Here is a 23,434-nt window from a genome sequence, read left to right as displayed (position 1 = left end):
ATAGCTTTAATAGATTGTAACTTTTTGACATGTTTTGGAAAGATTTTATCAGGGATTATCTAACTTTTGGCAAAAGAGATCGCATAGGTGCTATTGCAGTATTATTTTTATTAGCTGTCATTTATACTCTACCCCGTATTTTTCAACCTAAACCTGATCCAAATTTTATAAAGGTTTTACCTGTTTTAGTTAAAGGTGTTGACAGCCTCGAAAAAAAGGAAGGAAGTACATTTAGAACTGAGAAAGATTATGCCAGTGCCTATAAATATAAAAAACAACCTGGTTTCATTGCGGGTGAACTCTTTCAATTTGACCCTAATTCTATAACCCTGGAAGGATGGAAAAAACTTGGTTTGAATGAAAAAACTGCTACAACCATAATTAAATACAGGAGTAAAGGAGGAAGGTTTTATAAGCCTGAGGATTTAACCCGTATTTGGAACCTACCCCCAGGCTTTTATGACCGGGTAAAAAACTACATAAATTGTGAATCAATAAAATCGCCGTTCAACCCCTATTCTTATTCAAATAATAAAAGCCAGAAAAAAGAAATATTCATAGTAGAAATTAACCAGGCAGATACGAATGCCTTTATTCAATTGCCAGGAATTGGTCCTCGATTGGCGCAACGTATTATTAATTTTAGAAATAAGCTTGGTGGCTTTTATTCAGTTGATCAAATTGCAGAAACTTATGGCCTTCCTGATTCCACTTTCAAAATGATCAGAAACTATCTAAAATCGGGCTCCGATGTAAAAAAAATACCTTTAAATGAATGCAGTAAGGAGCAATTAAAGGCACATCCTTATATAAAATGGAATCTGGCGAATGCAATTATTGAATACAGAAATCAGCATGGAACATATAAAAAACTGGAGGAACTCAAAAATATTGTTTTGATAAATGATTCCACCTATTCTAAAATAGCACCTTACCTTAGTTTATAATTTTAAGATTGATAAAAATAAAAGGCCTATATAGTGGCCATAAGAAGATGGATAGAACAACTGACAGGAAGAAATAGTTTGTTGGCACTAATTTTATATTAATGATTTGTATTTGAACCTTTTCTGAAAACCACCTTTTCCATAAACCTATTTAATCATGTTGAGTACCTTTTTGAATGTTTTTTTCTGGATCATTTTTGTATATTTTTTTCTCTCTGTCCTTTATTTGTTTATACTTTCTGTTTCAGGCAAACTTTTTTATAAAAAAGGCAAATTTGCTGCCACTACCCCTTCAAAAAGAATAGCGGTTTTTGTGCCTGCTTATAAAGAAGATGGAATTATAGTATCTACCGCCAACAGTATGTTGAAGTTAGATTATCCCAGAGAATTATATGATGTATACATATTGGCTGATTCTTTCCAGGAAGAAACATTAATTGAATTGAGAAAGATTGACGTGGAAGTTATAGAGGTAAAGTTCGAAAAAAGTACTAAGGCCAAAGCTTTAAATGTAGGCTTTAACAAGATCGCAAAAGAATATGACATTGCCCTTATCTGCGATGCTGACAATGTGCTTGCAAAAAACTTTCTCCGGAAAGTCAACGATGCTTTTAATGCAAACGCCAAGGCTATCCAGGGACAAAGAGTAGCAAAGAATATGGATACTTCCTATGCTATCTTAGATTCATGTAGTGAAGGTATCAATAACCATATATTTCGTAAGGGCACCAATGCAGTTGGTCTCGCTTCTGCAGTGATAGGATCAGGAATGGCTTTTGAGTACAATACAGTTAAAAAAGTATTAAGTGAAATTCATGCGGTAGGAGGCTTTGACAGGCCATTACAAATTAAAATTGTAGAGCAAAGAATTAAAATTGAATACCTGGAAGACGCACTCATTTTTGACGAAAAGGTAGATTCTTTACAGGCCTTCCAACAACAAAGAAAAAGATGGTTATCCAGCCAGTTTGTTTATATGAAACAATTCTTTTTCCCTGGCATTAAACAACTTTTGAAAGGGAATGTAAGTTACTTTAACCTTGCTATTGCTAATAACCTCGTACTACCAAGAGCATATTTAATATTGCTCTTACCTCTTTTAGTAGTTATAACATTTTTTCTGAACTCGGGTTGGTTTGTTTACTTTCTTATTACTGGAATTTTGTATTTCGTGACACTTGCAGTAGCTCTTCCAATAGTATTAGTGAATAAGAAATTATTTAATGCCATATTAAAAATGCCTGAAGCAGTAATAGCAATGATTATGACTGCCTTTCAAATGAAAAATGCTAATAAAACATTTATTCATACGGTTCATACTAAAACTGAGGTAAGCAATACTTTATACAACCAGGGTACTGAATGATCAGTACCCTGTATAAATAATCGGCTTTTTATAATTTGTTTACCCACCTATTGTACCATAACTGGAACATCAATACCTGCCACAATTTTTGATAATTTACCTTTTTACCAGCAAGGTATTCATCTCTTAATTGTACGATTGGCTTTGGATCAAAGACACCAGTTTTAGAAAGGCTGCTCTCACTTAAAAAATACTTTAGTTGATCCTGCAAGTCTTCCTTGAACCATACAGTCAAAGGAGCAATGAATGGACGCTTAGGTCTTTCCATTAATTCCTTAGGAATGTATTTATGCACCACTTCTTTTAATAACCATTTAGTTACACCATTACGTATTTTGAAGTTGGAAGGCAATTGAGCAAGGAATTCAATGATCCTGTGATCAAGCATAGGCTCGCGACCTTCAAGGCTTACTGACATAGTAGCCCTATCTACCTTTACAAGGTTATTATCAACCAGGAAGGTTTTGTAATCGACCGCTAATAATTTATTTGTTATTCCGGCATTCTTTTGAAGCTTGTCGCCCTCTTCAAAGAAAGTATTATATCTTTCAAAAGGCTTTCCAAGAAATGTCTCTACCTCGGTTTCCGTAATGTACTGACCGATATATTTCATTGCTGAGACAGGGTCTTTCTTTTTCCAGATAAGTTTCATTTTTTCATACCGTGTCGGAAAATTATACTTCCTGTTGAAATAATAAATGCTCTCAGGATTTATCAAAGACATTGTTCCACTAAGGAAAGTTTGAATGGAAGAAGGTATACTTGATGTATATTTTTCAGCCTGGCTGAATTTGTTATATCCCCCAAATATCTCATCTCCCCCATCTGCACTTAATGCAACAGTAACCTGCTGCCTTGCCAACTGACTAACCAATACAGTAGGTACGGTGCTATTATCGGCAAATGGCTCATCATAGATTTCAGGAAGTTTACTTAATACTGCACCCGCCTCCTTTGCAGTTAAATACCACTCTGTATGATCCGTGCCAAGGTAATTGGCTATTTTTTTTGCTTCGGGAGCTTCATTGAATTCAGCTTCATGAAACCCGATTGTAAAAGTTTTTAATCTTTCAGTTCTACCAGTTTGCAAGAGTGCTGCAACACTGCTGCTATCATAACCTCCACTTAAAAATATACCTACAGGAACATCTGCGACCATTCGATATTCATAGGCATTCTTTAAAAGTTTGTCCGTTTGTTCAATTGCTTCATTATCTGAGATCTTGATTTCCGGCTTATTATATTGATCAAACACATCCCAGTATTTTTTAACCTGGAGATCTTTTGTTTTTAAATCTACTATTAAAAAATGCCCTGGGAGTAATTTATAAGTATTATTGAAAATGCAATGAGGTGCTGGTATATAACTAAACTGAAGGAATAAAGCCAGACTATTGGTATCAATGTTCTTTTCGAATGCGGGATGCTCGTAAAGTCCCTTTAATTCTGAACCAAAAAGTAATACATTATTTTTCCAATAATAATACAAAGGCTTAACTCCAGCCCTGTCCCTAATAAAAATTACTTGTTCTTTTTGTTTGTCATATAAGGCTATGGCAAACATTCCAATGAATTTATGTACTACATCTAATCCCCAGCAGTGGTATCCCTTTAAAATGACTTCAGTATCTGACCAGGAATTGAAACTATAGCCCTTTTCTATAAGTTCCTGCCTTACTTCTTTGAAGTTATATATCTCGCCATTGAAGTTTACAATGAAATCATTGAAGTGCATCGGTTGATGACCAAGAGGCGAAAGGTCGAGGATAGACAAGCGTCGTTGTCCAAACCCAATCAATGCCTGGTGCGCTTCGTACACTTCATAACCTGCATCATCCGGACCCCTATGGTCCATGGCATCGGTCATTTTTCTAACGATATCAATATCAGATGTTTTATGAAAATCTATAAATCCGGCTATCCCACACATGGCTGTCAGTTAAATTTAATTTTTGAGTTAAAATGCCAAAGAATTCCTTTCCAGAACCACTTTAAATGTTCTCCTTGTTTTTTTACCAAATAGGTCATTGTATTCTTTGGAATAGTAAATAATATAAAATACAAAACAAAGACACCCAATCCAAGAATGGGAACATTTCTCCGCATAAACAATATTCTGTTTCTTGTCAGGTAGAATGTTTTCAAAGGACTCATCTTCCCGGTTGTCATTGACTCCTTATGATAAATAAGCGAAGCTGGTTGATAATATATTTTAAATCCTTTCTTTTTAATTTTCACAGACCAGTCCAGTTCTTCATAGTAAAGGAAAAAGTCTTCAGGCATAAGGCCTACTTCTTCAATCACTTTTCTACTTACCATCATTCCACCACCGTGAGCATAATTAGTTTCTTTTACGGCATTATATTGCCCCAGATCTTTTTCACGGCAGCCAATCATAGAATTTCTACCGGTAAATATATTTACAGGATTATAACCAGCATATTCAATAGTTCCTTTGGCAAAGAAGTAATGGAACTTTGGACTAACCATACCTGCATCAGGAAACCTGGTAAATATTTCTACTAAACCTTCAATAAGGTGCGGAGTAAATTCTGTATCGTTATTTACCAGGAATAAATAATCACCAGAAGCTTGTCGTATCCCAACATTATTACCTGCACTAAACCCAAGATTGCTTTTATTGCGTATCACTTTGGCATCGGGGAAAACAGATAAAAAAGCGTGGGTAGGATCAAGTTTTGAAGCATTATCGACGACTATAACCTCCAGATTTGGATAAGTGTTCAGTTCTTTTATTGAACGAAGTAGATCGCAAGTGATTTCCTGGTTATTCCAATTAAGTGTAATAACAGATACTCTTGGTTTGGGTGTTAGGGGTGATAACATTTTACATAAGGTTACTAGCAAATATAGGGCTCAGTATAGCTTTTCACAATAAAATTACCATACCAAGGTTGATTTAAAAAGTCAGTATATTAAGTAATTGATAACCAGGAAAATTAAATGATAGAAAAAAAATATTGTTCCTGCTCAATTTATTATAAAAAATGGCTCCCCTTGGGGAGCCATCACTTAATAAAAGAGAGTTATGTTATGCGATTTCAACATCAGCACCAGCTTCTTTCAGCTTAGCAGCTAATTCTTCAGCAGTAGCTTTGTCTACACCTTCTTTGATTGGTTTCGGAGCGCCATCTACCAGATCTTTAGCTTCTTTTAAGCCTAATCCTGTTAAATCCTTAACGATTTTAACAACATTCAATTTAGAAGCACCTGCGCTTTTTAAAATTACATTGAAAGTAGTTTTTTCTTCAGCAGCTGGAGCAGCACCGCCTGCAGCTGGACCTGCAACAACTGTAGCTGCAGCTGGCTCAATACCGTATTCTGATTTTAAGAAATCGGCCAATTCCTGTACTTCTTTAACAGTAAGGCCTACTAATTGTTCTGCAAGATTTTTAACGTCTGCCATTTAATTTAAATTTTTTCCGACTTCACAGCTATTGCTCCGACGGAGGGTTTAAAAAAATTTTGCCTTTATTGACCCTCAGGCCTGGGTTTATGTTGATCTATTCAGGATAGTCAAATATATTTGGTCCTAAACAGTTCTACGATATATAGTTTATAAAAACTATTCTGCTGCAGTAGCTTCGGTAGAAGCACCTTCTGCTTGTTTTTCATGATGGTGCAATAAAGCAGCCAACACTCTTTTTGCAGGAGATTGCAATAAACCGATCACTTCACCGATCAATTCATTTTTGGTCTTGATCTGTGTCAGAGTTTTCAGGTTACTGTCACCACTATAAATGTCTCCATTAATAAAAGCTGCTTTTAATTCAGGCTTTTCTCCTTTGCTTTCTGAACGGAAAGAGGAAATAATTAAAGCTGGCTCTTTGGGATTTTCTGAAAACATTAGGGCAGTTACATTATTCAAAGAATCAAACATGCCTGCATAGCTCTCATTGCCTAGGGATTCAAGCGCTTTTCTTATTAATGTATTCTTTGCCACTTTCATTTCAACATTCTTGTTGAAACATACGCGGCGAAGCTTAGATACCTGTTCTACGCTTAAAGATTCTGTATTTGTAACATAGAAGTTGTTGTACTGAGAAAATTTCTCTTTTAACGCTTCTATTACTTCATTTTTTTGTTCTTTAGTCATTATAATACGTTTTATCCATGGTTAGGATTAGTGAACAAAAGTTTTAGTGTCAATAGCAATACCAGGACTCATGGTACTGGCCATAGTCAAACCCTTCAGGTAAGTTCCTTTGGCTGTGGCAGGTTTTGCTTTAATGATTGCATTGATCAATTCCTGGCTGTTGGCAGCAATTTTATCCGGACTAAAAGAAACACGTCCAATAGAGGCATGTATGATTCCAGCCTTGTCAACTTTAAAAGCAATTTTACCACCTTTAACTTCATTAACTGCAGAAGCAACATCATTTGTTACAGTACCAGTCTTTGGGTTTGGCATTAGGTTACGAGGTCCTAATATTTTACCTAGCCTACCTATCTTAGGCATTACAGCCGGAGTTGCTACAATAACATCAACATCTGTCCATCCGCCCTCGATTTTTTGAACAAATTCATCTAAACCTACATAATCAGCGCCTGCGCCTTTTGCTGCAGCTTCCTGGTCAGGACCACAAAGCACAAGTACTTTTTTTGTTTTACCAGTACCGTGAGGTAAAGTAACTGTTCCACGGATTGCCTGATCAGCTTTTTTAGGATCTACACCTAAACGTATATGTAAGTCAACAGAAGCATCAAACTTCGTTGTATTCACCTCTTTAACCAATGCAGAAGCATCTTTCAAAGAATAAGCCTTTTTCGCATCAACTTTTGAGTTGATTGCTTTTCTTTTTTTAGGAATGAATGCCATTTTAATTCTTTTTAATTAGTTCAAAATTATTTTTGCCAGGGAGCAGTTCCTTCAACCGTCAAACCCATACTGCGGGCAGTACCAGCTACCATGCTCATGGCGCTTTCCAATGTAAAGGCGTTAAGATCGGCCATTTTATCTTTTGCGATCTCTTCAACCTGTGCCCAGGTCACCTTTCCAACTTTTTGACGATTAGGCTCTTTTGAACCACTTTGAATTTTTGCGGCATCCTTCAATTGGACAGCTGCTGGTGGAGTTTTAATAACAAAGTCAAAAGACTTATCAGAATATACAGTAAGTAATACAGGGAGAACTTTTCCCATCTTGTCTTGCGTCCTTGCATTGAATTGCTTACAGAATTCCATGATGTTAACACCTTTGGAACCCAATGCCGGACCAATTGGAGGTGCAGGATTAGCCTGGCCACCTTTGCACTGAAGCTTTACATAGCCAGTGATTTCTTTTGCCATTTTCTTCGATTTATTGGTTCAAGCGACCCTTCATCTCAGCGACTACCGGGTCTCCCAAATTCCTCATAACCCGTCTAGCGGGACAAAAAAGAACTAATTGGGGCCGCAAATGTATATAATTTAACTTAATTGGAGAGCAACAAAGAGGATATTTTTTGTTAATAAGACAGTTAGAATAATAAAGTAACCAACAAATAAAAAGCCATCCGATTGGATGGCTTTTTATTACTATATCTTCTCTGGATTAACTTATTTTTTCTACCTGCATATAGTTCAATTCAACAGGCGTAGAACGGCCAAATATCTTTACAGTAACCTTCAATTTCTTTTTCTCATCATTTACTTCTTCAATTACCCCGTTAAAGTCATTAAAAGGTCCTTCTATTATCTTAATTGTCTCCCCAACAATAAAAGGCTCACTCATGCTTACTCCACCGGCTTCTGCCATTTCATCCATTTTGCCGAGCATTTTATTTACCTCGGCTTTACGCAAAGCAATAGGATTCTCTTTACCCAGGAAATGTATAACATTTGAAGTATTCTTAATCACATCTCTAAGATCATCACCTAATTTGCCATCAGCGATCTCAATCATAACATAACCGGGATAATAGTTACGCTCCCGCATTACTTTCTTTCCATTCTGAACTTTATATACTTTCTCAACCGGTAAAAAAACCTGTTTGACAACCTCGCTCCATCCACCTCTTGATACTTCCTTGTCAAGGTATTCTTTTACTTTTCGCTCCTTCCCGCTAACAACACGCAGAACATACCACTTGGTTTCCTGTTGTTGCGGCTGTTGCGTATTTTGCGCTGTAGCTTCCATTTATTTGAACATTTTATAGATAAGATTCAACCCACCTGCTGCTACAAAGTCCATTGCACCTACAACGGCTGTTATCAGCAACGTAGCAGCTAAAACAATCATTGTAGACTGTTGTAATTGTGTCCAGTTAGGCCAGGTCACCTTTTCCATTAATTCCTTATAAGAATCACGGAAATAATTAGATACTTTATTCATGGTTGCAATTTGGTAATTTGAAATGTTTAGTCTGCCACATAGTTTCCAGATTATCCATTTTCAAATCAATTAGCACGGGCAGAGAGATTCGAACTCCCATCAACGGTTTTGGAGACCGCTATTCTGCCATTGAACTATGCCCGTAGAAAGCTAAAAGCTATTAGCAAATGCTAACAGCTTTTAGAATTATATTGCAAATATAGTGATCATTTGCAATCCGCCTTGGCGGATAAAGCTAAAAGCTTTTGGCTCAAAGCTTATTTTAAGATTTCAGTAACCTGACCGGCACCAACTGTACGACCACCTTCACGAATCGCAAACTTCAAACCTTTCTCCATGGCAATAGGCTGGATCAGTCTAACAGTTAATGATGTATTATCGCCAGGCATGATCATTTCTGTACCTGCAGGCAATTCTACCTCACCAGTAACGTCCGTTGTTCTGAAATAGAACTGAGGACGATATTTTTGGAAGAATGGAGTGTGGCGTCCACCTTCTTCTTTGCTTAATACATAAACTTCACCTTTAAACTCAGTGTGTGGAGTAATAGAACCTGGCTTACAGATTACCATACCACGACGGATCTGAGTTTTCTCAATACCGCGTAATAATAAACCAGCATTATCACCAGCCTCACCCTCGTCCAACAACTTACGGAACATCTCAACACCAGTACAAGTAGATGTAAGTGGAGTTTCCTGTAAACCAACGATCTCAACACTTTCACCAACTTTGATGCGACCTCTTTCAATACGGCCAGTGGCAACAGTACCACGACCAGTAATAGAGAAAACGTCTTCAACTGACATCAGGAATGGTTGATCAACCGGGCGTGGAGGCAATGGAATGTAGCTATCTACAGCATCCATCAATTCTTCAACACCTTTAACCCATTTTTCTTCACCAGCTAAAGCACCAGTTGCAGAACCTTTGATGATTGGAGTATTATCTCCATCAAAACCATAAGAGCTCAATAATTCACGGATTTCCATTTCCACAAGCTCCAATAATTCAGGATCATCAACAAGGTCAACTTTATTCATAAATACCACAATACGGGGAACACCTACCTGGCGGGCAAGAAGGATGTGTTCCTTTGTTTGAGGCATAGGACCATCTGTAGCAGCCACAACTAAAATAGCACCATCCATTTGGGCAGCACCAGTAATCATGTTCTTCACATAGTCAGCGTGACCAGGACAGTCAACGTGCGCATAGTGACGTGTTGCTGTTTGATATTCTACGTGAGCAGTATTGATGGTGATACCCCTTTCTTTTTCTTCAGGTGCACCATCAATTTCATCATATTTTTTTGCTGTCGCTAATCCCTTTTTAGAAAGGATCTCAGTAATAGCGGCAGTCAATGTTGTTTTACCGTGGTCTACGTGACCGATGGTACCAACGTTAACGTGAGGTTTCTCCCTCTTAAAGGTCTCTTTAGACATTTTTATCGGTTTTTAGTTGTGGAGTTATAAATTTATTAAATTGAAAAACCTCCTATCATTTCATCAATGAATCGAAGGATACTTCATATGTTACCAGCAATGGAAACTCCAAACCTTCCATCACCAATTACAGCTATGTTATATGCCGTATCTGAAATGCAAGCATCACAAATACTGTAAGAAGAGCCGTTGATGAGAATTGAACTCACGACCTCTTCCTTACCAAGGAAGTGCTCTGCCCCTGAGCTACAACGGCTTTTGTCGGTTGACAGTTGACCGTTGTTAGCAAACAGTGAAGAGCAATCATCAACTGTCACTATCCACGCTTGCTTTTGCAAGTCTGTCATCTTACCTGGAGCGGAAGACCGGGCTCGAACCGGCCACCTATAGCTTGGAAGGCTATCGCTCTACCAAATGAGCTACTTCCGCTTATCCATATTTCCTACTGTACCAACAATTTTAAAAACTGCATGATACAAACATATTTTAAAGAACTAAACTGTAATTGACAATTATGAAATTATCAATTACAGTATGTGGGCAGGAGTGGATTCGAACCACTGAAGTCGAAAGACAGCGGATTTACAGTCCGCCCCATTTGGCCGCTCTGGAACCTGCCCCCAATAAATTTATTCCTGAGCCACTTGTCGGAATCGAACCAACGACCTACTGATTACAAATCAGTTGCTCTACCAGCTGAGCTAAAGTGGCATTTTTTAATGATTTACAAAGAACTACCCCTTTTTTTGGGAAGGCAAAGGTAAAGGAAAATGACAATTGAAAAAATATTGATGAGAAAAAAATTGTATTATCTGAAAATAAAAGACCCCGGGGTAACCGGGGTCTTTATAATTTAAGCAGCTTGCTTTTCTTTTTTCTTTTTTATTTGTTGCACAATTGCTTCCAATGCTTCGTCAAAAGAAGCCTCAAATGACTTGCTTGTTGTTTTTACAAAAAAATCTGATTTTGGAACATGTACCCTTATTTCTGCAATCTTATCTTTAATTGTATGGACTACATTATCTAGGATCAGAAAAACATCCACTTTGATGATCCGGTCATGGTATTGCTGTAACTTCTCAATTTTCTTGGTTACATAATCTATCAGTTTGCTGTCTGCATCAAAATGAATTGCTTGAACATGAACAATCATAGAAATTGATTTAAGCTGTGAAAAAATGTTTCAAAGAACTACTTCTTTTGGTTTTTGGTCCGGTATGAAGTTAAAACATAACCCATTTTTTACCAAGAAGAAAATCCTTTTATTTTAATGACGCCTGTCAATTTTATGCTTTTGGATGGGACTTTTTATATATCTCTTTTAGCTTCTCTATAGTATTATGTGTATAAACCTGGGTTGCTGCTAAACTGGAATGGCCAAGCAATTCTTTTACTGCATTCAAATCTGCTCCGTTGTTCATCATATGAGTGGCAAAACTGTGTCGTAAAATATGGGGACTTCGCTTCTCAGCTGTAGTTACTAAGCTTAGATACTTGTTGACAATTGTATATACCTTACGTGGCCTTAATTGTTTACCCTTTTCATCATGTAAAAGAAAATCCTTTGGAAAATCTGGGTAATTCGTATCTGAATCATGGATATAGTCTTTAATTGAGGAAGCCAATTCAGGGCTTATTGGGATGATCCGTTCTTTATTACCCTTTCCCAAAACCTTCAAAGAATGGTTGGCAAAATTAACCTGGCTTCTATTGAGATTGATCAGCTCACTTAACCTCATACCAGTATCGTAAAAAACGGTCAATAACAACCTTTCTGTTTTTCCTGACCAATTATTTGGAAATTCAACGTGTTGTAAAAGGGTATTAATTTCCTTATCTCTAATAAATACAGGTAAACGCTTTTGACTCTTAGGCGATATTACCTTTCCCATTGGATTTTGAGTGATCACTCCCCTTTTAAGATAGTATTTAAAAAAAGATTTTAAACTTGATATTTTCCTGTTTATTGAACGTTCTGAAAGTCCTTCATCCTTTAATGAAGCTAACCAGGTTCTTATGTATATGTGAGATAAGGAACTCAATTGAGTTTCTCCATACTGCATAATAATATAATCATTAAATGATATAAGATCCGTTTGGTAGGAAACAATTGTATGCTGAGAATACCTTTTTTCATATTTAAGGTAATCTATAAAAGGTTGGAAGATTGGATGAGGTATATGCATAAAACAATAGCTGCAAAGTACAAAATACCTTGCAGCTATAATATATTGAAGAGGTAAAAGCTTAAATTAAGCTTCGATCTTTCCGCTAGCTATTTTCTGCTTGTAAACTGCCTTCAATACCTGATTCCTGCGTTCAACAGAAGGCTTGGTGAAAGACTGCCTTTCACGTAACTGCAACAAGATCTTAGCTTTTTCAAATTTCTTTTTATATTTCTTTAAAGCTTTATCTATGTTTTCGCAGTCCTTTGAATCTATAATAAGCATGCTATATACCTCCTTTAAATTGTTTTAGGGTGGGCAAAGATAAGGTTCAAAAAGGTTTTATTCCAAAATAAAATGCAAAAACTACCGAATTTTACCTCATGTTTACAGGCATTATTGAAAGCACAGGTATAATAACAGACATTACTGCTTCAGGTACAAACAAAAGCTTTTGGATAAAATCCGCTATTTCAGCAGACCTTAAAGTAGATCAAAGTGTTTCACACAATGGTGTCTGCCTTACTGTGGAAGAAATTGAGGCTGATCGCCACAAAGTAACCGCTGTTGAAGAAACTTTAGAAAAAACTGAATTGAATGGCTGGGCTCCAGGAAGTATAATCAACCTTGAAAGAAGCCTATTACTTTCTAGCAGGATGGATGGGCATTTCGTTCAGGGTCATGTGGATACAACGGGTATTTGCAAAAATATCAAGGACAAAACAGGAAGCTTTGTGTTTGAATTTACCTATTCTAAAAAGTTTGCTCCCTTGATTATCGAAAAAGGGTCGATTTGTATAAATGGGATTAGCTTAACTGCATTTGAGGTAAAGAAGAACTCTTTCAAAGTCGCTATAATTCCATATACCTATGAACATACCAACCTTCAGTATTTAAAGGAAAAAGATAAGGCCAATCTCGAATTTGATATGATTGGAAAATATTTTCTTCGGAAAATAAATCTGAAAGATTGAATTATCCCAGTACTCTAGGTATTAAGTTTTACATAATCCACTAGAATTTGCTACATGCATGAACAAATTGCTTCAAGGGTGTATTATCCTACACTCAATCTTGCAAGAGGTTTTGCAATTTCCATTGTACTACTTTATCATCTCTTTTGGCATTTCAGTCTTTTTCGTTTAGGATGGGTAGGAGTTGATTTATTTTTCGTGCTTTCGGGTTTTCTAATAACAAATATTCTTTTGCACACAAAAGAAAATCCTTATTATTTTTCCAACTTTTATATTAAACGTATATTAAGAATATTACCAGTATACTATTTGGTTTTATTTATATTTTTCATTAATTCACCATTACTTTTTTCAGACAAATCACCTGATTCTACGTTAACCTATTACAATCAAAATCAAATTTGGTATTGGTTATGCATGCAAAACTGGCTTGTGATTTGGAAAGGCAAACCACCTGAACCTTATCTATTACATTTTTGGTCATTAGCTATAGAAGAACAATTTTATATTTTTTGGCCTTTAGTTATTTTTTTATTTAAGTCACTTAAATCCTTAAAATATTTTATATCTATTTTGATATTTAGTGCCTTTGTCCTACGAATATTAATTTGGGTTTTATATCCTCAAAACTCAAATGGTTTATACTATAATACTTTTGCAAGAATGGATAGCTTACTTATAGGTTGCGTTATATCTATTCAATTAAAACAAGGTAAAATATTCCCACCCACTTTGATTAAATTTATTTTTTTAATTTTTATTGCTTTAATTATTTCAAGTTTATTAATATTTGGAAATGTTGAACATGACAATAATATATTTTCAACTGTTGGATATAGTATAACTGCAGCATTCTTTGGATGTATCATTTATTTACTGGTTACTAATGAAACAAAATTCAGCTCATTAGTAAAAAACCTGCAAATTTTTAGTTTCCTGGGCAAGATTTCATATGGTCTTTACGTATTCCATATTCCAGTATACTTAGTCATCGCCTATTTATTTTCAAATATTTCATTTAACTTATTACCATCTATATTTAAATCAACCTTATCGATTTCAATAATAAGCTTATTGACCACCATTCTGCTTAGTATTGCCAGCTTTTACGTATTGGAAAAACCAATATTAGCTCTTAAAAAATATTTTCATTAAAATTCAATAAAACCAATTCACATTTACGTCCTTACTAATGGAAATCAAAAACATCGAAAAATGGTTCACTGTTAAAAAGAGCCTACTGCTGCTGGGGATTTTATGGCTAATCGTACACCTAATATTATTTTGGCGTTCTGGAATTGTAACTGATTTTGAATCTAAAAAATATATTGAACAGGCAGATTTTTTTTTAATAAACAGACATTATGCATCTCCCAATTTTATTTTCTATTCCATCCAAATCCTATTGATTGCGTTAAGTAAATCAACTCATACTTTTCCTGTTCTGATTGTAATTATTCAGCTAATATTTAATGCAACTTCCATGGCATTGTTTTATAAATTAAATCTTCACTTTACAAGAAGTCATTTTAAGGCATTTGTTATGACAGCCTTATTGATTTGCATGATTTATTATGAAATATATGACTTGTATCTATTTACGGAATCCTTATACTTTAGCTTTGTAATTATTTATACTTTCCTGCTCTTCTCCATCAATAAGCTTTCTTTAAAATACATTTGTTTACTAATTTTTGGAATGGCCATATTATATTTTACACGGCCTACCGGCTTATTTTTTATTCCATCAACTATAGCTTTTTGCATATTTAAATTTTACAGGAAAAAAGCTTTGGTATTACTCTCTATATTTTTTGCTGCTGGCTTGCTTTCTTTATATTACCTGTTAAACTTTGCATTAAGTTCAGGTGGAGAGCTGGATTATTTACTTCCCTATTCTAAAGAGATGATACTTTGCGGAGTTCCATCATTACAAACTTCAAATGCAATTAATATTCCTGTAAATAAAAGTCCTATGGAAGGATTATGGTACATAATTACCAATCATTCTTCATTGTTCTTTAACCTGGCCAGTAAGAGACTAATTGCCTTTTGGGGTGCAGCAAGGGAATACTATTCACCTCTACATAATATATTTATAGGAATATATTTTTATACTAGTTACCTATTTATTTTATTTGGCTTGAGAAAATTGGTTAAAAATATTGTTCCGGAAACCATATACCTGCTATTCAATATTTTTCTAATAATGAGTACTGCAATGCTTTCCTGTGATGAATGGCACAATAGATTCCTGTTATCCATACTTTCATTTATATTACTACTTGTTTCGTTTGTGCTAAAAGGAAAGCCTGAATAGTTAAGAACAATTCAATTTATTTAAAATTCTTGTCGGGCAGAAGTTTAAGATTTGTCTTAAATAAAGAATTAAAAAGCAATCTAAAAACATTCACATTAGAATGTAAAGATTCAATATCCGAAATATAATGTTGCATATCATAAATTGCTAAGAGATTTGAATAAATCATATTTCCATCATTAGCATATCTATAACCATGGTCACTTAAAAGTACTACAATAGCATTCTTATCTTCACTTATGAGTTTATTCAATAGATCAAGTATTTTTTTGTTTGCATATTGCAAATACCCCAAGTATAATGACTTATTTTTCAAATTTTCTGGACCTAATTTTTCTATAGAATTTAATTTTCCATCCGGATTAAAGTAATATGGGAAATGAGGCATTAGCAGATGAGTATAAACGAATTTGGGGTTGCCGGAATGTTTGATTGCCTGAGCCGTTCTATCATACAATAGTTCATTGTTATAATAATCTTTCATGATTAAATGCTTATACAAAGAAGTATTACGCATATACCTGAATACAAAATTTTCATATAAGTCTCTTTTAACCCTGTTCCACAATGTTTGCGAGGTAATAAGCTGCGTTCCGGATTTCAAAAACGTTTTGTTGATTAGAGAATTTTCCCCTTCAATATCAAAAATCGAGTAATTAAAAAATTGGTATCCGGCACTTTTAAGGCCGGATACAACATTGCTTTTTGAAATTTTCGTAAAGCAATATTTTAAATTTTCATCTGTATATTCGAAATTGCTTAGTTCATTGTGAAATGACATTGACATTAAGGAAGCAATTGAAAATGGAGTAGAACTATAATTACTTTTGGAGTATTTGATAACAGAAAAATTCAGTGCACTTAATGCATTAAAAAAAAGATGGTTTTCACAATGGAAAGTGCTTTTTAATTGATCTTCTCCAGCATATTCATCAACAACAATTAAATAAATATTCGGTTTTTTATTTGTTGAAGACGTCGAGATTGAAAACTCTTTATCATCATAATTAATAACCTTGAATATAATTATTCCAATGTCTGTAAAAATTAAAAAAATGAATAGAAAATTCAAATAAACTGCGAGTTTCTTAGAAAACCCTCTTTGCTTTAAATAAATAAGGGAAAATAAAAATGATAGAGTGGGTAAAATCAGCAAAAAAGTATAACTGGATAAGAAATTGTTTACAAATGATTTTACTAAATCATGAAAAGCTCCAAAGAAAAAATAAATGCTAAAGCTTAAGAATACAGCCAATGCTGACTTAAAAGAATTCTTATAAATTCTGAGATATACAAGAAAAAGACAAGCCTCTAACGCTATATAAAATAGCATCAATAGCAGCATGTCATTAAAATTAATCAATAACAAATTTTCCGAATATCCATGTAAAACAAAAAAAACAGGAAGCAGGACAAAAAATATGGGTATAGAAAAAAACTTACTCTCATAAATCCTGAAATGCATATTATTACAGTTATTTAAAATGCACCTTATAATAACTTAAACATATTCTTTAAATTACTTTTATCTCCTTTTTACACTGTTATCTCATTAAATACATTTTCCCATATCCTTTATTGAAATACTTGTTTAAATCATAAGCTTTTCCGCTAGCATCCAACTGATCAAATTTATCTAATGCCTTTCCATTTAAGTTAGTCACTACCCGATATAAATAAATTCCGTTACCCAGTTTTCCACCATATTTATCGGTTCCATCCCATTTGAACTCTGTAATATTTCGACCAACTCTTAGCGGACCTAATTCGTCTTTTGTGATCTCCCTGACAATTTTGCCCGTAACAGTTAATATTTGAATTTTTATATTCTGAGGTACTTCACTTCCAGTTATTGTAAAAACAAATGCAGTTGATGTAGTGAATGGATTTGGGTAATTCAACATATTTGATATCATCGCCTTATTGAAAACCTGGAACGATACTCTGTATTGTAAGGCACCTGCCTGGTTCTGGCTCATATCCTTACCTGTAACCAGGAGTTCATAATCTCCATCCTGGTCAAAGAAAGGCTTCATGGTGAGAGTGGCTACATTATTAGTACTATGAGCTTGTTGCGCAGGGGTAAATTGAATTGTGTTCCCGCCAAAATTGTAATCTTCCAAATGACCATCCGGAAAACGTACCTGTATCTTCATAGTAGAAGTATCACTCAGCAAAAACCATTTAGCCTCATCCTTTAACTTAATGACGATATCGGGCCGCGCTGAAACAATATCATGATTTAGAATATGCACATTATCAAATGTTACATCCATTACAGGATTGATAGTGTCAGGACGAACATAAAATGCTTTATAAAAAACATTATTGAAATGATACTGTTCCGGCTGATCATTATCTGGATTTACTTCAACAAAAACCGAATTATTTCCCGTTAACTTCCTTGTATCTATTGGATTACTAATAAGTAAGGTGTCATTTTTCATCAATGCTTTTTGTTTCCACACAGGCAATGTATGTATTACATTATTCTTATCAGTAATGGAAGCCTTGATCATAATACTATCAGAAAAATTTACTTCGCTAACATTTTTAAAGGCTACTTTAAAATTTAATGGTTCTGCAACATCTAAAGTATCAGACATACTATAAAAAATATTTGGAGCTACAGCACCCTCAGGAGCTGGATCATTTAATATTCGCCAATACTTTAATTGAAAAGGAGTATAGTTTATTGTATCTATATTCCGCATGTGTAATTCCAGGAATGGATATTGTTTAGCGTTAACACTGGAAATGTCAAATGATTTTTGATTCAGATCAATATGTTTAAACAATGTATCTGCTTCCCCCGTTTGTTTGATTCCCACAATATCAATAACAGGATCATCACCAGGTACAGAATCTGTTACCAGTCCTGCCCAAACTAATTGCTTCCATGCCTTAGCAGGTCCAAATCGAGGAGAAGTAATATACCCAATGGTATCTTTTGTATTACACGTTGCTGCCAAAGTAATTTTATCATATAGACCATCACTAAAAGAATACTTCGGCTGAAATTCAATTGCATCATCTTTTTTATAAATAAATATCCATGCTCTTGGTCTGTTGAAAGAATCAATATCCTTAAACCCTTGATTATATAACCGATGATAAATACTATTTCCCATGCCTAAATACGTGGTATCTTTTTTCCAGGTATCTGGATATGTATTACTTCCCATCTCAGTTCCTGAAGTATTTTTAACTATTACATAAAATCCTTTTGGAATTAAATCTAAAAATTCAACAAGCTTTCTTCTTTTATTCGTATCAAGTATATTGAATTGAAAATTATATATCCTGCTATCCCCACAGACAACATCACTGCCAAATCTACTAGACCCGGTCGGCGCGTTTACCCAGGGCTGAAATGTGCGGGAATCTATAACATTTACAATAATATTTGATATACCGCAAACACTTCGGATATAAGCATCCCCGTTAATTGCCACAGAAAAATCAACAGCAAAGCTGGCAGCTGTGGGAAATACACCATTTCTTACAAATAAATCACTTGTACTGTTATTATAACCCCACTGTCTAGAAATAGAATCCAAACTTATATTTTCTGTATTTGATTTTAAATGTTGGAAATAATGCGATTGATTAAAACCAGGTGCACTATTGGATAAATAAATAAAAGAGGCAGTATTCCATGCATAAGGACCTGAGGCAGGTACTGGCGCAACTCTCCAATAATAAACTGTGCTATCAGTAAAACTTATTCCCGGATCAAATTCCATAACACCACCACCTTGTGTTAATGACCTGGTTACTTTGAATGGCGAATTAAATAGCTCAGTGGTATCCATTTCCATTCTATACTCCTTACTCACACTAAATGGATTAGCGGTAGAAGCATACATTTTGATATTATTCTTATTGATAATTGCATAATTGTATGGGTATACTGGACGCGCTTCATCTTCGTATATCATTACTTCTTTCGTTACGCTATTATTGGTTTCAAATAGTTCATCTACTGCATTATCCGGGTCTACAGTAACAATAAGTTTGTTTAAACCTTTATCATGAACAGGGTCTATTGGAATGGTCAATGAAATTGAATCTTCGAACCTGGAAAAGTTTGACAAGGTTCTTTCTGAAGATTTAAAAATCGAATCTCTTCTTACTACCACAATTGATTGATCAGGAAATTGACGCTTTATTTCAATAATGATATTATCCTTTACTGCTTTTCCAATATTTAATGTCTTAATATCCACTTTGAAAGTTGCATCTGCAACAGAAACAAATCCCGGGGTAACTTTCACCATTTGATCTTCTATGACGTAATCAGCTTTAGGTGGTGAATTAATTGTTATAGCAGGGTCACCATGAAGTTCGCTCTCCTCCACATTAGCTCTGGCATAAAAGTCTTCCTGGGACTGGGCACTAAAAACATCTTCAGCCGTTTTTTTCATTATCTCCCCTATACTTTTTCCGTAACTGGTATTACTGATCCTTTTATATGCCCGGGAATTCCAAATGTCAAGGTATTGTACAATACCAAAATGCGTACTTGAAATAAACCCGATAGTTCCACGATTTGGATATAATACATATTTCTCTGATAAAGTTTCTTTCGTTATAAAACGTGTTGGATTATAACTAAAGAAATTACCAGCATTACATCCTAACCCGATAAATAAAGGATATTTACCCTGGTTGGAATAATTTTCCGGGTTATCCAGGTTGAATTCAAGTGTACTGGCAGAAGAATGACCAAAATAGGTTATAAGACTTGTTCCATTATTTATTAAATCGGAAAGGTCCTGACTACTTAATTGTTGAACCGCATCTGCTGAACTTTTAGAAAAAGTAGAAACTTTAGCTCCATAAAGTGTGTCAATAATAATTTTTCTAAATCCTTCCATTGACTGGGCAAGGATATGTCCCAGGTTATCATCACTGGCACCAACAATATGAACAACGTTCTTCATCCATTTTCTATCAGAAGATGGAGATTGATTGGCTTGTGCCTGTTCATATTCCTTTACTTTATTTAAGTAAACAGTGACTTCCTGCGGATAAACAACTGATAAACGTCCAATTGGTATTTCAGGAATAGAACTTCCGGGTTCTGCAGTTAATAATATATCTGATGCCGGCCAACCGAATGTAGGTACCAGGTTTAGCCGGTCTAGGTTGGATTTTATTGTTGGATCAGTACTATTTTCATAAGCTTTTTGCTGAACATAATATACTCCACTTCCAATTAAAAAAACATGTTTTGGCATCACTGGAAATGTATTCCGTGCAAATCGAATAAAATTCCTGATTCCTAAAGGATGTTTTTTAATTCCAAATGCAAACTGATCTATTAATTCATCTGACAAATAAATTTTTGCATTAAACGATCCCCCTGGCACTGAACTTCTGTATGCTCTATAGTCTTCAACCGGATTTCCATTTGACCCATTAAATAAATAAGGGTGAGAAATAATCAGATAATCACCTACCTGGTCTGCCTTACTATAATCCTTAAAAACTACACTTTGCATTCCAGATACAGCATTAATATTTGATGCATCTTCACTTACTAAAACCAATCTGCGAAAAATGTCAGAAGCTGGTAAAACAAATTTCAGCAATGGACTTGAGGTTACATCAGCTATATACCTTCTTTTATTTGAAAGGTCATAGAGAACCGGCAAAGTACTTCCAAAAACAAAATTTGAGATTTGAAGATTATAACCGCTGCTGCTGGCAGGAAGTGAAAATTCAAAATTACTGGCCCCGCCGAAATTAAATTGCCTGGGATAGGTCAATTCATATTTATGTATTACAATTCTATCTGTTTGACAGGGAAGATCGGTTGGACATTCTACAAAAGCAATATTCTTTACATTAATTGAAGCGTTACTTGACGCTATACTGGATATATTAAAAGTGGTTGAATCTATAACTGAAGTATATTCTATAAATTGATTTCCAATTACTGAATCACCATTTATAGATGCAGTATAACGGCGTAAATAATTAGCATTCCCCGATATCGCTATTTTAAAGGAAGGTGATGGTGCACCTGCACCGGTATAAACAAATAAATTATTTAAAGTTGAAGTATTGTTTCCATAAGTTATGCCATTTGTAGAAGCAGAGGTCACAATATCTGCCGAAGACCAGCCTTCGCATTTATCATAAGAGGAGGAATATAAATTTTCACCAACGTTGACAGCCTTTCCATTGTTGATTTTATCCTTAAAATGCCTGGCTGCAGTATATAAAAAATATGGCTCTACTGGTAATGTTGTTCCAGAGACATTATTATTATCATCGACTATCCTAAGATTATTACCTATTACATTATTTGAAGTTAAAAAATACGTGGAGGTATCAGTAGATAAACTCCATTTATCATCTACCTGGTATTCAGGATGTCGGTATAGTTGTTTATCAGGTATACCATCATTCATCTGCCCCCAAAATTCAATATAGGCCCCTGCCGGAAGAGGTCCTGTGGCTACTGAGGTATATATGGGAACCTGGACACCATTTCTCCAAAGTTGAAATTCCTCCGCAGGTGTAGTCCCCAGTCCGGCACTATCTAAAAGCGCTTTTGATATCCGGAAAAGGCCATCTTTCCCTATTTTAAATTTATAGTAAGACTTGGAAAAGCCCTGGATCCATTCGTTATTGTACACTTGCGCCTTGGCCATAAAGCTGCAGGTAATCAATAAACCAAATAGAAATTTTTTCATTGAAATATAGTTTTGGGGAGCAAGGATTATTTATTTTTTTTCCTTTTGTCATTTACCAGGTCTACCTGGAGAGAAAAAACATGGGTAAATAATGGATTTGATTGGTTGGCAAGATTTGTAAATGCGTAATCTATTTTTACATTTTGAATTTTAAAGCCTGCACCTGCGCTTGGTTGATAGATCCAAACTTTTTTAAGATTCAAAGTATCGCCATCAGATAATCCCTTTTGAAAATTATTGATCCCCCCTCTGAGAAAGAAAACCTTATTAATATTAAATTCCAATCCAAGTTTGGGGTCTACGCTTACCGGATCTGCACTGATAAGTGTATTTCTCTTTCCGTCAAATGTTAGATCAAAATTTGCTTCCGCGAGCAGAGATGATTTTTTCCCTAGTCTGAAATCCCGGGCAACTCCTAGTATTAGCCTTGGAGCTGTCATTTCAGTCGATTTAACTGGTATTTCGTTATTAGTGAGGTATAAAGCTTCCTTTTCCTTTTCAGTAAAATTAAAAGACCATGCATTGAATGTAGTTGTTATATCCCGCCCGGCAAATCCAAAAAGCCATTTATCAGCCTTTATTTGTAGCCCAGCATCTAATCCAAATCCCCATGCTTTTGCAAACTTGCCCACACTCCTATGAATCACTTTAGCATTCAAACCAAAGTTTACATTCTTATTAGTTGTTTCTTTTAATTTTTGAGCAAAAGAGAAAAGAAATGCATAATCAGCTGAAGAAAAAGCCTGGATGTTATTGTAATTAACTGAACCATCCGGTTCAACCAAAAAAAGTGTGTTCATGATATCATCCACCGCAAAGCGCAACGCGGAAAATGCCAGCGTCCTTTTATTTCCCGAAACTGGTAACGCTATGCTGGCAAAATCATATTTACCTATACCGGCAAAATATTCCGCATGCATGATATTTACGTTAGGGTGATCCTTAACGCCCATTAGCCCGGCAGGATTCCAATATCCTGCGGTACCATCCATAACAGAAGCTACCTGGGCACTGCCCATAGCTAAACCCCGTGCTCCGGCACCTATATTTAAAAATTCATTGGAATACTTTCTGAATTGAGCAGAAGTAGTAGCCATGCTGGTAAGGAATACCAGCAACAATGCCAGGTGGTTGATTTTCATTTAGTCAATTTTCAATAAGCAATGGATTAGTATT

At 35.1% G+C, this 23,434-nt stretch carries 22 protein-coding genes and 5 tRNA genes; 5 read left to right on the top strand and 22 right to left on the bottom strand.

The window, feature by feature from the left end; translation table 11 throughout:
* Positions 1–29: 29 nt before the first annotated feature.
* Positions 30–947 (top strand): ComEA family DNA-binding protein, encoded by a 918-nt coding sequence (locus BUA53_RS16430; protein ID WP_072836485.1) that lies wholly within the window; start codon positions 30–32, stop codon positions 945–947.
* Between the two features lie 157 nt (positions 948–1,104).
* Positions 1,105–2,313 carry a glycosyltransferase family 2 protein gene (locus BUA53_RS16425; protein ID WP_072836484.1) on the top strand — a complete coding sequence of 403 codons (1,209 nt, stop codon included), beginning with the start codon at positions 1,105–1,107 and terminating at the stop codon, positions 2,311–2,313.
* Positions 2,314–2,341: 28 nt separating this feature from the next.
* On the opposite strand, the gene asnB is transcribed toward BUA53_RS16425, so the two are convergent.
* From asnB to rpsU, 18 genes are all read right to left on the bottom strand, one after another.
* Complete coding sequence (asnB, locus tag BUA53_RS16420) at positions 2,342–4,243, bottom strand: asparagine synthase (glutamine-hydrolyzing) (RefSeq protein WP_072836483.1); 1,902 nt, start codon at positions 4,241–4,243, stop codon at positions 2,342–2,344.
* A 5-nt stretch (positions 4,244–4,248) separates the two neighbouring features.
* Positions 4,249–5,160: a glycosyltransferase family 2 protein gene (locus tag BUA53_RS16415; RefSeq protein ID WP_072836482.1), complete on the bottom strand. Its 912-nt coding sequence runs from the start codon at positions 5,158–5,160 to the stop codon at positions 4,249–4,251.
* A 205-nt stretch (positions 5,161–5,365) separates the two neighbouring features.
* Positions 5,366–5,740 (bottom strand): 50S ribosomal protein L7/L12, encoded by a 375-nt coding sequence (rplL, locus tag BUA53_RS16410; protein ID WP_072836481.1) that lies wholly within the window; start codon positions 5,738–5,740, stop codon positions 5,366–5,368.
* A 159-nt stretch (positions 5,741–5,899) separates the two neighbouring features.
* The gene (gene rplJ / locus BUA53_RS16405) at positions 5,900–6,430 is read right to left on the bottom strand and encodes a 50S ribosomal protein L10 (RefSeq protein ID WP_072836480.1); all 531 of its coding nucleotides are present in this window, start codon (positions 6,428–6,430) and stop codon (positions 5,900–5,902) included.
* 27 nt (positions 6,431–6,457) lie between these two features.
* Entirely contained in the window at positions 6,458–7,153 is a 696-nt protein-coding gene (gene rplA, locus BUA53_RS16400) for a 50S ribosomal protein L1 (protein WP_072836479.1), read from the bottom strand.
* 26 nt (positions 7,154–7,179) lie between these two features.
* Positions 7,180–7,623, bottom strand: coding sequence for a 50S ribosomal protein L11 (rplK, locus tag BUA53_RS16395; protein ID WP_072836478.1), 444 nt, complete (start codon positions 7,621–7,623; stop codon positions 7,180–7,182).
* Positions 7,624–7,867: 244 nt separating this feature from the next.
* The gene (gene nusG, locus BUA53_RS16390) at positions 7,868–8,452 is read right to left on the bottom strand and encodes a transcription termination/antitermination protein NusG (RefSeq protein WP_072836477.1); all 585 of its coding nucleotides are present in this window, start codon (positions 8,450–8,452) and stop codon (positions 7,868–7,870) included.
* Positions 8,453–8,647 (bottom strand): preprotein translocase subunit SecE, encoded by a 195-nt coding sequence (gene secE, locus BUA53_RS16385; RefSeq protein WP_072836476.1) that lies wholly within the window; start codon positions 8,645–8,647, stop codon positions 8,453–8,455.
* A gap of 73 nt (positions 8,648–8,720) precedes the next feature.
* Positions 8,721–8,791 (bottom strand) — tRNA-Trp (locus BUA53_RS16380).
* 113 nt (positions 8,792–8,904) lie between these two features.
* Positions 8,905–10,092, bottom strand: a complete 1,188-nt coding sequence (tuf, locus tag BUA53_RS16375; RefSeq protein WP_072836475.1) for an elongation factor Tu — start codon at positions 10,090–10,092, stop codon at positions 8,905–8,907.
* Positions 10,093–10,175: 83 nt separating this feature from the next.
* Positions 10,176–10,301: a hypothetical protein gene (locus tag BUA53_RS21700; protein ID WP_262494414.1), complete on the bottom strand. Its 126-nt coding sequence runs from the start codon at positions 10,299–10,301 to the stop codon at positions 10,176–10,178.
* Positions 10,277–10,348: transfer RNA gene (locus tag BUA53_RS16370), tRNA-Thr, on the bottom strand. Before BUA53_RS16370 ends, BUA53_RS21700 begins: the two co-directional genes overlap by 25 nt.
* Positions 10,349–10,445: 97 nt before the next feature.
* A tRNA-Gly gene (locus tag BUA53_RS16365) sits at positions 10,446–10,521 on the bottom strand.
* A gap of 108 nt (positions 10,522–10,629) precedes the next feature.
* Positions 10,630–10,712: transfer RNA gene (locus BUA53_RS16360), tRNA-Tyr, on the bottom strand.
* An 18-nt stretch (positions 10,713–10,730) separates the two neighbouring features.
* Positions 10,731–10,803, bottom strand: a tRNA-Thr gene (locus BUA53_RS16355).
* Positions 10,804–10,945: 142 nt separating this feature from the next.
* Positions 10,946–11,245, bottom strand: a complete 300-nt coding sequence (locus BUA53_RS16350) for an HPF/RaiA family ribosome-associated protein (RefSeq protein ID WP_072836474.1) — start codon at positions 11,243–11,245, stop codon at positions 10,946–10,948.
* A 133-nt stretch (positions 11,246–11,378) separates the two neighbouring features.
* Positions 11,379–12,278: a tyrosine-type recombinase/integrase gene (locus tag BUA53_RS16345; protein ID WP_072836473.1), complete on the bottom strand. Its 900-nt coding sequence runs from the start codon at positions 12,276–12,278 to the stop codon at positions 11,379–11,381.
* A 66-nt stretch (positions 12,279–12,344) separates the two neighbouring features.
* Positions 12,345–12,542: a 30S ribosomal protein S21 gene (gene rpsU / locus BUA53_RS16340; RefSeq protein WP_072836472.1), complete on the bottom strand. Its 198-nt coding sequence runs from the start codon at positions 12,540–12,542 to the stop codon at positions 12,345–12,347.
* A gap of 98 nt (positions 12,543–12,640) precedes the next feature.
* Here rpsU and BUA53_RS16335 point away from each other — a divergent pair, with 98 nt between their 5' ends.
* Entirely contained in the window at positions 12,641–13,231 is a 591-nt protein-coding gene (locus BUA53_RS16335) for a riboflavin synthase (RefSeq protein WP_072836471.1), read from the top strand.
* A 54-nt stretch (positions 13,232–13,285) separates the two neighbouring features.
* Positions 13,286–14,386, top strand: coding sequence for an acyltransferase family protein (locus BUA53_RS16330; RefSeq protein WP_072836470.1), 1,101 nt, complete (start codon positions 13,286–13,288; stop codon positions 14,384–14,386).
* Positions 14,387–14,863: 477 nt separating this feature from the next.
* On the opposite strand, the gene BUA53_RS21695 is transcribed toward BUA53_RS16330, so the two are convergent.
* The gene (locus BUA53_RS21695; protein ID WP_262494413.1) at positions 14,864–14,998 is read right to left on the bottom strand and encodes a hypothetical protein; all 135 of its coding nucleotides are present in this window, start codon (positions 14,996–14,998) and stop codon (positions 14,864–14,866) included.
* Positions 14,999–15,023: 25 nt separating this feature from the next.
* Here BUA53_RS21695 and BUA53_RS21065 point away from each other — a divergent pair, with 25 nt between their 5' ends.
* Complete coding sequence (locus tag BUA53_RS21065) at positions 15,024–15,551, top strand: hypothetical protein (protein WP_217653014.1); 528 nt, start codon at positions 15,024–15,026, stop codon at positions 15,549–15,551.
* A gap of 16 nt (positions 15,552–15,567) precedes the next feature.
* Here the strand turns inward: BUA53_RS21065 and BUA53_RS16320 are convergent, their stop codons facing one another.
* From BUA53_RS16320 to BUA53_RS16310, 3 genes are all read right to left on the bottom strand, one after another.
* A complete protein-coding gene (locus tag BUA53_RS16320; protein WP_217653013.1) occupies positions 15,568–16,806 on the bottom strand; it encodes a sulfatase-like hydrolase/transferase in 1,239 nt (412 codons plus the stop codon).
* Between the two features lie 289 nt (positions 16,807–17,095).
* Positions 17,096–22,258: a putative type IX secretion system sortase PorU2 gene (porU2, locus tag BUA53_RS16315; protein WP_072836467.1), complete on the bottom strand. Its 5,163-nt coding sequence runs from the start codon at positions 22,256–22,258 to the stop codon at positions 17,096–17,098.
* 26 nt (positions 22,259–22,284) lie between these two features.
* On the bottom strand, positions 22,285–23,400 hold the full coding sequence (locus tag BUA53_RS16310; protein ID WP_175546098.1) for a putative type IX sorting system protein PorV2: 1,116 nt from the start codon (positions 23,398–23,400) through the stop codon (positions 22,285–22,287).
* Between the last annotated feature and the right edge of the window lie 34 nt (positions 23,401–23,434).

Origin of the sequence: Flavisolibacter ginsengisoli DSM 18119 (assembly GCF_900129295.1) — a bacterium.
Lineage (GTDB): Bacteria > Bacteroidota > Bacteroidia > Chitinophagales > Chitinophagaceae > Flavisolibacter > Flavisolibacter ginsengisoli.
Note: the sequence above shows the minus strand (reverse complement) of the source record. Positions and strands in the feature narration are given on the sequence as shown.

Bases quoted from the DNA above. Each gene is read 5' to 3' on its own strand.
- BUA53_RS16430 (WP_072836485.1), top strand. From the start codon at position 30: ATGTTTTGGAAAGATTTTATCAGGGATTATCTAACTTTTGGCAAAAGA.
- BUA53_RS16425 (WP_072836484.1), top strand. From the start codon at position 1,105: ATGTTGAGTACCTTTTTGAATGTTTTTTTCTGGATCATTTTTGTATAT.
- asnB (WP_072836483.1), bottom strand. From the start codon at position 4,243: ATGTGTGGGATAGCCGGATTTATAGATTTTCATAAAACATCTGATATT.
- BUA53_RS16415 (WP_072836482.1), bottom strand. From the start codon at position 5,160: ATGTTATCACCCCTAACACCCAAACCAAGAGTATCTGTTATTACACTT.
- rplL (WP_072836481.1), bottom strand. From the start codon at position 5,740: ATGGCAGACGTTAAAAATCTTGCAGAACAATTAGTAGGCCTTACTGTT.
- rplJ (WP_072836480.1), bottom strand. From the start codon at position 6,430: ATGACTAAAGAACAAAAAAATGAAGTAATAGAAGCGTTAAAAGAGAAA.
- rplA (WP_072836479.1), bottom strand. From the start codon at position 7,153: ATGGCATTCATTCCTAAAAAAAGAAAAGCAATCAACTCAAAAGTTGAT.
- rplK (WP_072836478.1), bottom strand. From the start codon at position 7,623: ATGGCAAAAGAAATCACTGGCTATGTAAAGCTTCAGTGCAAAGGTGGC.
- nusG (WP_072836477.1), bottom strand. From the start codon at position 8,452: ATGGAAGCTACAGCGCAAAATACGCAACAGCCGCAACAACAGGAAACC.
- secE (WP_072836476.1), bottom strand. From the start codon at position 8,647: ATGAATAAAGTATCTAATTATTTCCGTGATTCTTATAAGGAATTAATG.
- tuf (WP_072836475.1), bottom strand. From the start codon at position 10,092: ATGTCTAAAGAGACCTTTAAGAGGGAGAAACCTCACGTTAACGTTGGT.
- BUA53_RS16350 (WP_072836474.1), bottom strand. From the start codon at position 11,245: ATGATTGTTCATGTTCAAGCAATTCATTTTGATGCAGACAGCAAACTG.
- BUA53_RS16345 (WP_072836473.1), bottom strand. From the start codon at position 12,278: ATGCATATACCTCATCCAATCTTCCAACCTTTTATAGATTACCTTAAA.
- rpsU (WP_072836472.1), bottom strand. From the start codon at position 12,542: ATGCTTATTATAGATTCAAAGGACTGCGAAAACATAGATAAAGCTTTA.
- BUA53_RS16335 (WP_072836471.1), top strand. From the start codon at position 12,641: ATGTTTACAGGCATTATTGAAAGCACAGGTATAATAACAGACATTACT.
- BUA53_RS16330 (WP_072836470.1), top strand. From the start codon at position 13,286: ATGCATGAACAAATTGCTTCAAGGGTGTATTATCCTACACTCAATCTT.
- BUA53_RS21695 (WP_262494413.1), bottom strand. From the start codon at position 14,998: ATGCAAAAAGCTATAGTTGATGGAATAAAAAATAAGCCGGTAGGCCGT.
- porU2 (WP_072836467.1), bottom strand. From the start codon at position 22,258: ATGAAAAAATTTCTATTTGGTTTATTGATTACCTGCAGCTTTATGGCC.
- BUA53_RS16310 (WP_175546098.1), bottom strand. From the start codon at position 23,400: ATGAAAATCAACCACCTGGCATTGTTGCTGGTATTCCTTACCAGCATG.